14 protein-coding genes are annotated in these 11,686 nt (G+C 37.9%); 5 read left to right on the forward strand and 9 right to left on the reverse strand.

Annotated features, from left to right (window positions below; translation table 11 throughout):
• On the reverse strand, positions 1-333 hold a 333-nt coding region (locus tag E1140_RS05390), incomplete at its 3' end, for a universal stress protein (RefSeq protein ID WP_185153440.1).
• Between the two features lie 52 nt (positions 334-385).
• On the reverse strand, positions 386-823 hold the full coding sequence (locus E1140_RS05395; protein ID WP_155179949.1) for an Hsp20/alpha crystallin family protein: 438 nt from the start codon (positions 821-823) through the stop codon (positions 386-388).
• Between the two features lie 214 nt (positions 824-1,037).
• Between E1140_RS05395 and E1140_RS05400 the strand changes: the two genes are divergently transcribed.
• From E1140_RS05400 to E1140_RS05410, 3 genes are all read left to right on the forward strand, one after another.
• Positions 1,038-1,442, forward strand: coding sequence for a hypothetical protein (locus E1140_RS05400; RefSeq protein WP_155179952.1), 405 nt, complete (start codon positions 1,038-1,040; stop codon positions 1,440-1,442).
• Between the two features lie 121 nt (positions 1,443-1,563).
• Positions 1,564-1,737: a hypothetical protein gene (locus tag E1140_RS05405; protein ID WP_155179954.1), complete on the forward strand. Its 174-nt coding sequence runs from the start codon at positions 1,564-1,566 to the stop codon at positions 1,735-1,737.
• Positions 1,738-1,770: 33 nt separating this feature from the next.
• Entirely contained in the window at positions 1,771-2,619 is an 849-nt protein-coding gene (locus tag E1140_RS05410) for a universal stress protein (protein ID WP_155179957.1), read from the forward strand.
• A gap of 17 nt (positions 2,620-2,636) precedes the next feature.
• Here the strand turns inward: E1140_RS05410 and E1140_RS05415 are convergent, their stop codons facing one another.
• The 7 genes from E1140_RS05415 to E1140_RS05445 form a co-directional block, all read right to left on the reverse strand.
• Positions 2,637-3,449, reverse strand: a complete 813-nt coding sequence (locus tag E1140_RS05415; protein WP_155179960.1) for a transglutaminase family protein — start codon at positions 3,447-3,449, stop codon at positions 2,637-2,639.
• Positions 3,439-4,194 (reverse strand): proteasome-type protease, encoded by a 756-nt coding sequence (locus tag E1140_RS05420; protein WP_155179963.1) that lies wholly within the window; start codon positions 4,192-4,194, stop codon positions 3,439-3,441. The genes E1140_RS05415 and E1140_RS05420 overlap by 11 nt, the downstream gene beginning before the upstream one ends.
• Positions 4,191-5,171 (reverse strand): alpha-E domain-containing protein, encoded by a 981-nt coding sequence (locus E1140_RS05425; protein ID WP_155179966.1) that lies wholly within the window; start codon positions 5,169-5,171, stop codon positions 4,191-4,193. The genes E1140_RS05420 and E1140_RS05425 overlap by 4 nt, the downstream gene beginning before the upstream one ends.
• Before the next feature lie 15 nt (positions 5,172-5,186).
• A complete protein-coding gene (locus E1140_RS05430; protein WP_155179986.1) occupies positions 5,187-6,572 on the reverse strand; it encodes a circularly permuted type 2 ATP-grasp protein in 1,386 nt (461 codons plus the stop codon).
• A gap of 212 nt (positions 6,573-6,784) precedes the next feature.
• Positions 6,785-7,762, reverse strand: coding sequence for an aldose epimerase family protein (locus E1140_RS05435; RefSeq protein WP_155179969.1), 978 nt, complete (start codon positions 7,760-7,762; stop codon positions 6,785-6,787).
• 32 nt (positions 7,763-7,794) lie between these two features.
• The gene (locus E1140_RS05440; RefSeq protein ID WP_155179972.1) at positions 7,795-8,589 is read right to left on the reverse strand and encodes an HAD family hydrolase; all 795 of its coding nucleotides are present in this window, start codon (positions 8,587-8,589) and stop codon (positions 7,795-7,797) included.
• A gap of 17 nt (positions 8,590-8,606) precedes the next feature.
• The gene (locus E1140_RS05445) at positions 8,607-9,476 is read right to left on the reverse strand and encodes an AraC family transcriptional regulator (protein ID WP_155179975.1); all 870 of its coding nucleotides are present in this window, start codon (positions 9,474-9,476) and stop codon (positions 8,607-8,609) included.
• 130 nt (positions 9,477-9,606) lie between these two features.
• Between E1140_RS05445 and E1140_RS05450 the strand changes: the two genes are divergently transcribed.
• Positions 9,607-10,761 (forward strand): MFS transporter, encoded by a 1,155-nt coding sequence (locus tag E1140_RS05450; protein ID WP_155179980.1) that lies wholly within the window; start codon positions 9,607-9,609, stop codon positions 10,759-10,761.
• 70 nt (positions 10,762-10,831) lie between these two features.
• Positions 10,832-11,461, forward strand: a complete 630-nt coding sequence (locus tag E1140_RS05455) for a hypothetical protein (RefSeq protein ID WP_155179983.1) — start codon at positions 10,832-10,834, stop codon at positions 11,459-11,461.
• Positions 11,462-11,686: the final 225 nt, after the last annotated feature.

Here is an 11,686-nt window from a genome sequence, read left to right on the forward strand (position 1 = left end):
CACAATCAGGTCAATTGACAGTTCATCAGCCATAACGGAAACAGCATCTTCTATTAAGGCATTTTTATGAATATAATAGTGTGGTACTGCTTTAAGCTCAGGCAATTTATTAATCTGATTAACAAACTCTATTTCAACCTCCTTTTCCTGCTCCTCTACAAGATCATCAGCTATCGCTGCTATGGTCATTTCGCCATAAGTAACAGGTAATCTGTAGGCGTTTAATAAGATTACATCAGTAGCATTAATATCTTTTGCTAATCGAGCTGCATAGCGGATAGCATTTTCGGCACACTCTGAAAAATCTGTGGGTACTAATATGCGCTTAATCATGACTTTAAAAGTTAAGTGAGAGTTCCCTGCCAGCAGGGAACTCTTTAATGTTTTAATGAACAGCAATAGCCTTTTTGGTTAGTTTGGCTACTTCTGGTTTTTTAGGTAAATCGAGCTTTAGAATACCATCATTGTAGGTAGCTTCAATTTTATCTACTTCTACGGATTCTGGTAAAATAAAACTTCTAGAGAATGAATTATAGCTGAATTCTTTTCTGGTGTAGTTTTCGTTAACCTCTTCTTTTTCATCATTCATTTCTGAACTGATGGTCAATTTGTTGTTAACAATATCAACTTTAAAGTCATTCTTTTTCATGCCTGGTGCGGCCAGTTCAATTTTGAACTCTTTGTCATCTTCAATAACGTTGGCAGATGGCATTTTTGACCATCCATTCGCCCAATCAAGGTTCATCATTCGATTATCCTCGAAGAAGTCATTGAACAGGGTGCTTACGCCCGGAAATACCGATGATTTTTCTAGTGATTTCATATTAACCTCCTGCTTTTAGATTATTAAGTTATTACTTACTAAAGATCATCTTATATGATCACTAATACCATGACTGCAATCATAGTCTGCAATGATTATCATCATCGATTTTTTAAGAGATATCGGTTAATATAACATCTGAAAAGATGGCTGGACAATGGTCGTGATAATAGTTCAGCTGGTCATTTCTTACAGTAGAAATAAAACTAAAGTTATGAGCACATCAAGTCAATTAGAAATGCATAAAGAGCATAAAAATTGGGATTCCGACATTAACATGTGGGAGCAGGACATGAAAATGTGGCTAGACGAATTGAAAGCCCTGAGAGATGCTCTGTTGCATGTTGAGGTCTTTGTTGATAATCATGAAGATATGTTAAACAATCATTCAAAACAGTTTACCTCTCATAGCAGTGAACTTAAGATCCATGAACGCTTTATGGGGCTTTCTGATGATATATTGAAAGAGAAACACCTTGAAGAAAGTCAAAGACATATGGCGTTAGCGAAAAGCCATGATAGACTCAAAGTTTATCAGCATACGCTTATGATTTTGACCAAAGAGTTTAAAGAACGCCTTGAGCAAATGGTAGAATCTGACGTTGACGAAGTGAAATAGGCCTGAGCAAGGTGTTGAAAAGTACATGGGTTGATAATTGTCACTTTTAATGATGATTACCATCAAAAGAAAAGTGCAATGATGAATCTAAATTTATAGTAGAAAATTAAACAACAAAGTCATGTTACTTCTAAAACTAAAAAACAATCTTTTTCATCGGTTTGGTAGTCGTTACGGATCCTTATTTGATGGCAATCACTTTTTAGGTAGAAATTCATTTGACGCGAATTGGCTTACAAAAGATAAACCTAAAGCCAAGAAAGGGTCTAAGAACGAGAAGCCAGAGGCTAAGTGATAATAATGATTTTCCAATATTAACGAGAACCAGATGAAAGTATTGATCCCCACTGATCTAACAGGCAACTCGGAAGCAACAGTTGCTATGGCGCTGGATATTACAGCACATTTAAGCGAAAGTATTACGTTTCTTCATCTTATGAACCTGCCAGAGTATTTTATGCAGCTAACGCATTCTGAAAGAAAAAATCAACATCCAGAGGTGAATATTGATTTTATTGAGGCAACCAACAGGCTTGAAAAGCTCGTTGAAGAAAGCTCAATGAGAGGAGTTAAAGCTGATTACTTTATTGGGAGTGTTAGGGACAAGGATGATATTGCTGGTCTGGCTAATGATAAGTTTTACAACTTGATTATAATGAACTCGCTATTTGTAGATGGCAATAAAAACCGACCATCTGGGTATTGGATGAAAGAAGTTATAAGACATACTTCAGTTCCGGTGTTGGCAGTTAAAACTGCAGTTAGGAAAGAAATCAACAATGTGGCTCTGCTCTCTGATTTTAACAACGAATACCTTACCAATAAAGATTGGATTAATGACTTTGTCATTAAAATGGATGCCAAACTCCATTTGTGTTGTATTAATACACCTTCTATGTTTTTTGATTATAGAACAATGAAAGGCAGGATGGAAAACTTTAAAAAGGCCTTTGATTTTGAAACTACAGAGGTGATTTATAATGACTACCAATTCGATACAGGTGTGAAACACCTTTCGGAGGATTTAAATCTTGATATGATTATAATGAATACTCATGGGCGAAAAGGAATGGATCATTTTGGTCGGGGAGGAATAACAGAACAGATAGTTGAAAGGCTTGATATTCCCATTTTATGTTTACCACTGCTGGGGGAGCCTAAACATCAGCTTGCCTAAAATGATAAGCTGAAATTTTATTGTTTGATGGCTATTTTAACCATTGTATCCAATTTTGCCTTTGCAGTACCTCTAAAGCTGCCTTGTATTGGTAATGTGTTTACAGGGTGGTAACTCGATGCCATCGGTATATAAAACTCAGTAATGAATAGTCCTGATGATGGATCAAGGCCTATCCATCCTGCGCCTGGAAGCCAAGCCTCTACCCATGCATGTAATTCATGACCAACAAGCTCGGGGTTATGACTATAACCGCTGACATATCGTGCCGGTATATTTTTGCTTCTGAGCATCTGAATCATCATCCAAGACAGGTCTCTGCATGAACCAGAATCCTGATTAAAGCAGGTATTAAGATCCAGCAATTCTGACTCATCGCTCGTGGTATGACTCCACTTATTGTTAATGGCCAAACACAAACTACTAATAAAATTATTAGGATCAGCAGAGGCTATGTTGTTGAGCCAGTCTTGAACCTCTTGATTGAGCACCTCGGTCTGGGTAAGATAAAGGCCTAATGCTTCTTGATAATCCGTTTTAGGCTGTTCTTCAAGCAGAAAGTTGAATTGGTTAAATACGGAAGTTTCTACCAACATTTTTAGAGAGATCTCTAGTTTATCAGTAGTCTCGTTGAACCAACATTGTGTGTAGGTATTGTTTTCAACATCTATTCTTACCCCAGATCCAGCTGGGTTAGGAAGTACCTGCAGCTCATGTTTTATGAGCTTGAGATGACTTCTATACTGAGGATGGAAATATAAATGTTGCGGCTCGAGAAAAATCTTTTCAGAGTAGCGATAGGACGTAAGGTGCTCTATTTCAAGAAGCATCCTTGATCATCATTCTGTTTTTCTCAGTAGGCTTGAATGCCTTATCTAAGGCTTCTGCAGGCATGTGATTGATGGCTTCTTTTAGAGACGTATTCCAAAAATCGGCAATATGGCCTAAATCTTTTTCAGTAAACCTGTGCTCACGCATCTTAAACTCATCTTTTCTTAGCACCACAGTATCAATAGGATAGTCCACGTCATTCGCGGATATTCGAGTGGCATCAAAAGAAAGAAAACCACTTTTAAGGCAGAATTCTAAATTCGATTCAAAAGTTATAGACCGCTTTAAAATAGGACTGCCGAAGCCAGAGTTTCCAATTATAACAAATGGAGTCCCTGGTCCAATTTCAATCCAGTTGCCCTGAGGATAAAGTAGGTAAAGTTTTGGTTCATCATCATGCTCTAATTGCCCTCCAACTATAGCATACAAATTGAAGTTTACTCCAGATTCTTCTAAATTCTTCTTGTCCTCATTAGCCACACGTTTAACCATGTCACCAAAGCTATTTACGGCTTTATAAAGCTTGTCAAACTCGTTATCCTGACTTTCAATAACTTCACTAAAATAGGTGATGGCCTTATCTCTTACTGACCTTAAACCGGAGGTCATAATAAAATAAGAATGCTTAGACCTTTCTACAGTGTATATCTTTTTTGAAGTGGTGGTATCACTACCAGAAGTAATGCGTGTATCTGCTAACCCTACAATGCCTTCTCTACTTAATATGCCTAAACAGTATGTCATTCTTGTGTTTGTAAATCTGGTGTGAAGTTAGAACGAATTTGGAAATATTGATCATGAATATTATCTGAGATAGCATTTAATCTTAATTGCAAATTATCAAGGTATTCATGTAAGCCTAAATCAAAAACATCATTAACATCGGCAAATTCAAGATCAGCTCTCAAATTACCTATTGCCTTTTCAGCAGCATTAGAATAACCATGCTTGGATTCAGATATTTCATGTAAACAATGTTCTGCGCTCATCAAACAAAACAATATTGAACGAGGAAAAAATCTATCCAGAACCAGGTATTCCGCGATTTTGGTTGGATTAATTTTACCATGTACACGCCTATAGGCATTAAAACCTGTAACTGATTTTAACAAGGCTACCCAATGCAGAAAGTCTAATGGAGACCCAACATCGTCAACAGATGGTAATAAAAAATGATATTTCACATCTAAAATTCTTGATGTTTTATCAGCACGCTCTAAATATTGACCAAGCTTGGTGAAATACCAGCCTTGAGAGCGAGGAATATTGTCATAAGCAATGCCACTGAGCAACTGGAGTTTGTTTCTTATCAATTTGAAACAATCTTTAGGATCTTCCTTCTTCCAGATTTTCTTGTTGCTAGCCTCTAAAACGAAATAATACAAGTCATTGAGTACTTCCCAGGTTTCACGTGGGATACTTTCTCTTACTATTCTTGCATTTTCCCGGGCATATTTCACGGTGTTGATAATGGCATCCGGATTTCTAGCATCAAAGGCTAAGAACAATATGGAATTTTCTCGTGTAAATTTTTCATCAAACAACGATACAAACAGTTCTCTACCGCCCGTAGCCGATATAAGCGGGTCCCATTGTTCAGTCATGCCAGGTGGTAAATCCAACGATAAATTGAAGTTAACATCTATAAAACGTGCATAATTTTCTGCCCGCTCGGCATATCTGCCTAACCAAAAAAGTGAATTAGCAACTCTACTTAACATATATTATATTTTATCTTATTCGAACAAAACCCATGTGTCTTTACTGCCACCGCCCTGCGATGAATTGACCACTAAAGAATCTTTGACCAATGCCACTCTGGTTAACGCTCCAGGTAGAACGTCTATTTTTTCTCCATATACCACATAAGGCCGTAAGTCGACATGTCGTGGTGCAAACCCTTCATTACTTAATGTTGGCACAGTAGATAATGATAGGGTAGGTTGAGCAATATAGTTTCTCGGGTTTGCTCTTAGTAATTTTCTAAATTTTTCGTGTTCTTCTTTATCTGCTTTAGGACCTATCAACATACCATAACCGCCTGCTGCATTGGTCTCTTTTACTACCAGTTCCTCAATGTTTTCTAACACATAGGCCAGATCATCCTTTTCTGAACACATGTAGGTGGGTACATTCTCAATGATAGGATCTTCATTGAGATAGTATTTAATAATTTTAGGCATGTAAGTGTAAACTGCCTTGTCATCTGCCACACCTGTACCGGGAGCATTAGCTATAACTATATTACCTGCCTTGTAGGCTTCAAATAACCCTGGGACTCCAAGCATAGAATCCGGGTTAAATACAGTAGGATCCATGAAAGTATCGTCTATACGTCTGTATAATGCATGGACAGGTTCCAATCCTTTAGTGGTTTGCATATAGACACGTTTGTTTTTAACCATAAGATCCGGACCTGTAACCAACTCAACGCCCATTTGCTGTGCCAGATAGGAGTGTTCAAAATAGGCTGAATTATATATACCAGGAGTGAGTACCGCTACAGTTGGGTTACTTTCTTCACTCATGTATTGAAGCATGTTTAATAACATACTTGGATATTCTGATACTGGCCTGACCCCAAGGCTGGAAAATAACTCAGGAAACGCCTGTTTGATAATTTCACGATTTTCTAAAAGATAAGAAACTCCAGACGGGCACCTCAGGTTGTCTTCTAATACATAAAACTTACCGTTTTGATCTCTTACTATGTCGCTTCCAGAAATATGACTCCAAATACCTTTAGGAGGTTTTAATCCTATACAAGGTTTAAGGTAATCGCTGCTTGATAATACCACTTCACTAGGGATAACCTTATCCTTAAATATCTTTTGATCATTATAAATATCATCGAGAAATAAGTTCACAGCTTTAATACGCTGCTGAAGACCTTCCTCTATAACCTGCCATTCTTGCGCACTAATTATTCTTGGCACCAAATCAAGGTGGAGAATCTTTTCTACACCCTTGCTATCGTGATAGACATTAAATGTCATTCCCATTGATATCTGTGCTTTTTCTGTGCTGTGCTGAAGTTGAAATAATTTTTTATCTGAAAGGCCATTCAGCTTTTTTCTCATTTGTTCATAAGTAGACCTGCAGTCGCCATTTTCATCAAACATTTCATCATAATGTTCTTGGCGGATATATTTATCGAAAGACAATAGTGTATAGGTTTAAATTTTATGATTATGTTACCCATAAAATATACGCATTAAAAAGGCCATTTTCAGATAATTTGGAGCCTTTCTTTAAAAAAAGGAAATATCAAACGATTGTAATTTGATTAGCGGGTTGGCTTTGTAGAGAGATAGCCTGAATAATGTGGTAATTGTTAGAAATTAGAAAACTGGTAAACCGTCTTGCTATTGAACTCCTCGTTAGGTTTTAGTGAGGTGCCGGGAAAATCAGGTTGGTTTGGCGAATCAGGGTAATGCTGGGTTTCAAGGCACAAGGCCTGGTATTGTTTAAATGGTGCAGTTAAATGGTTGCCCGTGTAAAGTTGCATTCCAGGTTCTGTAGAATATACCTCCATGGCTATTCCTGATGCTGCCGAGGCTACTGTTGCCATTTGTTTGAAACGCTTGTCACCATAGGCATAACAGTGATCAAAACCTATTGCGGTTTTATCATTGCTCTTGTATTCTTCCATGGCCTCATTCAAATTTCTTTCTTCCTGAAAGTCAAAAGGAGTGTTAGTTACATTTTGAATAATGCCAGTAGGAATTTGATCTTCATTCACATCCACTAAACTGTCGGTAAATATTTGTACAGTATGATCAAGGATATCGCCATTTTCCGCTCCTGATAAATTAAAGTAGCTATGGTTGGTAAGGTTGATAACAGTTTCCTGATCTGTAATAGCCTTATATTCTATTACCAACTCATTAGCTTCTGTTAATTCGTAGGTGACTGTCACATCTAAATTGCCAGGGTAACCTTCTTCTAAATGTGGACTGGTGTAGTTAAATGCTAATTTACTTTCTGAAACTTGAGATACTTCCCAATAGACCTTATTAAAGCCCTTGATGCCTCCATGGAGATGATTTTTACCATTATTAATAGCTAATTGATAGGCTTTGCCATCAATGGTTAATTTTCCTTCGGCAACTCTATTGGCAAACCTCCCGGCAATGCAGCCAAGATAAAAATCGTCTGATAAGAAGTCTGAAATGTTATTGTAACCCAATACCACATTGACCAGCTCACCCTTGCGGTCTGGCACTAACAATTCTGTTATAATTCCACCCAGATTAAGTGCTTTTAAACTAATCTGTTGATTAGTTATTTCGAAGGTTTGCAACGAGGACATATAACGTGAATATATTTAAAAACCAGCTTGATTTAAACAAGTTGTCTTAATATTTGTCCTACGCCATCTTCCTCATTACTTGCGGTGTGGTAGTTGGCAATTTTCTTAATTTCTGCATGAGCATTTTCCATGGCATAGCTGTATTTGCCTAATGCCATCATTTCTATATCGTTCATGAAATCACCAAAAACCATTGTTTCGTCATGACTGATGTTCAGCATTTTTTGAAGCTTGCTCAAAGCAACACCTTTATTGGCTTCTTTGTGAGAAAGATCCAGCCAGCGGTCTCCGGATACTTTAACCTGTAGCGTTCCCTCCAAATGCTTAAAGTGTGGGTAGCTGTTCTTTTCAGAGCCTACAAAATCACAGATCGCTATTTTTAGGAAGTCATCATCTTTTACTTCCATAAGGTCTTTTACAATCATTCTCCGGCTATAGTACTGGGTCATTTGCTTAATAAAGTCTGGAGCCTCTTCATCAACATAAGCATAGTTTTTTCCGCATAAAATAGGATAGGAGTCTTTTATCTTTCGGGCGATCTCTATTTGCTCAAACACTACTTCTGGCGCCATGGCCTGTACATGCAGGTCTTCACCTTTGTGCACCATGTAACTGCCGTTATCTCCAATGAAATACATATCGTCATGCAGGTCTGGAAATACCTCAAGCAGATTATAATATTGTCTACCGCTGGCGGCCACAAAATGAATACCTTTCGCTTTGAGCTTTTCAAATATTTGATAAAAATCAGCACTCAATTGATGGTTGCTGTTCAGTAATGTGCCATCCATGTCAGAGACCACTAGCTTAACCTGATTAAAGTCCATGAATAATATAAGGTGTTTTAATTGTGTTTTATTTGACTGTGAAAGCTCTTTATATAGCAGGCCGGGTTTTGACCCACTATTTTTTTGAACTGACTATTGAAATATGTTGCGCTTTGAAACCCAACCTGATAGGCTATTTCACCCACTGCCAGATTCTTTTCAATTAACAAGTCGCAAGCTTGAGATATTCTATACTGATTTAAAAACAAACTGAAGGTTTTATTGGTCGCTCTTTTAAAAAATCTGCAGAAAGAAGGTACTGTCATGTTAACTATATCGGCCATCTCATCAATAGTTATTGACTTTTGATAATTGTCACTCACATGATCATATATGGCATTAATCCTTTCCTGATCATAAGGATTATGAAGGGTAGGCTTATGAAATGTGCTTAGCGTTTTAAAGTCTTCAGTTTGAGATAAGCTTTGCAGAACATGAAGCAAGGTTAAGAGTCTGTCAAAACCTCGTTTCTCTGTTATACTGTTGATGGTACTGAACATCTGGTCTTTGACCTCAGGTCCAAATGTCAAACCATGCTGAGCCTTGTTCAACAGCTTATTGATGTTTTTGAATTCTGTTTTATCAAACAATTCTGTGCCCAGGAATTCACGTTTAAACTGAATAACAATTTCCCGGTTGTCAGGATGTATGTTGTTGCTGAATGAAGCATGAGGCACATAGGACCCAAGAAGAATGAGATCACCTTCGGAATAATGGGTGATGCTGTTTCCTACATGACGTTTGCCATGACCGTTTTTTATCAGTACAAGCTCAATTTCAGGGTGAACATGCCAGTTAGAAAGGTGGCAGGCAGAGTCATTATCAAAAACTTGCACCGTAAAAGAGCTTCCAAAACTTGGGTCTATTTTTTCAAATACTGGTTTCAACCTCTCAAAGTATTAATCATGATACTATTTTAACGATATTAATCCTTAAATTAATATGTAGGGTAATATAGTTAAATAATGTGATAATCTAGTGTAATGGAACCACTATACAGCCACCTATCTTTGTTATATGATTAAAAAACTGAGGCAATACATTTCTACCCCAAAGCATATGGCCGTTGGCTTGTGCTTTTTATTGTTGAGCGTATTGTTTGCTTTATGGATAACCAGGATACCTGAAGTAAAGCTTAGATTGGGTCTTTCCGAGGGAGATCTTGGATCAGTCCTTTTCTTCACTCCGCTGGGTGCTATTATCTCAATGCTTCTAAGCTCAAATTTGATTAGATGGAAGGGCGAGGGAAAATCAACAGTTATTGCGTTGTTGTTTTATGGTGTAACGATGGCCACGCCACTTTTTGCTTATGATTTTTTGACCTTATGCATAGCCTTGTTTCTGGTGGGATTCTCCATGGGCTGGGTTGATATATCTATGAATGCCGTAGCCAATACCATAGAAAAGGTAGATGGTGTTAAAATAATGAGTACCAGTCACGGTTTTTTTAGCCTTGGTGGTATTATAGGAGGCTCCATTGGTGGCATATTGGCTGGAATAGGCACAGATGGTCTAATACAAATGATAGCAGCCTTTATTACTTTGGCCATTATAGTCATGCTGATCATTGCTCCTAAAATTAAATCTATAACTGACGACTCTAACAAAGAGCAGCATGTCATATTTTCAATACCGGGCAAGTCACTTATGGGTTTGGCCGTTATCGCTTTTTGTATCATGCTGGGAGAAGGCGCCATTGCTGACTGGAGTACGGTTTATTTAAATAACAATCTCAGCTCAGGTCCAGCACTGGCAGGTTTTGGATTTGCTGCATTTTCAGCCACCATGACCATTGGCCGATTTAATGGAGACTATTTGATAGAGAAATTTGGTAGTAATAATGTGGTGAAGGGTGGACTGATCATGGCCTTTGCAGGACTTATTTTACTCTTTATAAAAAGTATAGCGTTAGCGCTGCTTGGTTTTGGGATGATAGGTTTTGGCTACAGCAGCGTTATTCCTATTCTGTTTTCACAGGCTTCGCAAAAAGCAGATGTATCACCAGCCAGAGGTTTGGCCTCAGTGGCTACTTTAGGCTATTTCGGCTTCCTGCTCGGGCCTGTTATTATCGGGTGGACAGCAGAAATTATAGGACTTGCTTTTAGCTTTGGAATATTAGCGGCATTGACACTGGTCGCTTTTATGGTAGTGATTAGAAAAACAGCAGTTTAACTGTTATAGGCCAATCGCCTTCGATTTTTGTCCTTCCGCTAGATCATAAAATCAAAATTTTATTAGATTAGTGAAAAAATACATTAGCGAAATAGCAGGCATGCCTGCTATCCTAATGTTACCAGCAATACGCTCCATGAAAATAACTCTCTCAACATTTGGGAAATGGCTTGCAATTCTGTCATTCTTGATAGGAACCGGTTTCATGGCAACTTACTACTTTAACGATTCGGGAGAACTGATCTTTTACGGATACTTTTTCGTAATTGCGGCTGTCATCGTGAACCTCATGGTATTTATAATTCTCCTTATCAAGTCAACCCTTAACAACTCGAATAGATCCAAGCTTTTAAGAACTGCCGGAATTATGGCTTTGAACATTCCAGTTGCCTTGGCCTATTTCTATTTTGTCCTCGTTCTTGTAAACACTATGAGAATAACCTTTATTAACGAAACTGGTGGAACTTTAACAAACATTTTTGTTGATGGTTGTGAAACCATCGAACTAGGTGAAATTCATCCTAACGAACAAAAGACTTGTTGGATTGATATTAACCGAGATTGCACGATAACTCTTGACTATTCTTTGAACGGGCAAACAGAATCTGAGGTAGTTTTTGGTTATGTAACATCTTCAATGGGACAGAAAGGTACTTACAGGATAGGAACCAACTCTAAACCAATTGACGAAACTTTTTAACTGAAGAAAAGCTGGTAACAAGCGATATAGCGAATGGCCTAGCCGGCCGCACCAAACTGCCTATCTGATACTTCTGTGCAATCCGCCCGTGAAGCTGCCCATTCTGCTCACTTTTGTGCTTCTAGATACTTTTTACTTTCTGTATTTTGACTTTCAGAACGGAGTGCATTGTGGATACTGTTGTGGAGGTTGGGCAGTTTCACTATTTTACTGCTTTTTACAGTC

Source organism: Fulvivirga lutimaris, from assembly GCF_009711525.1.
Lineage (GTDB): Bacteria > Bacteroidota > Bacteroidia > Cytophagales > Cyclobacteriaceae > Fulvivirga > Fulvivirga lutimaris.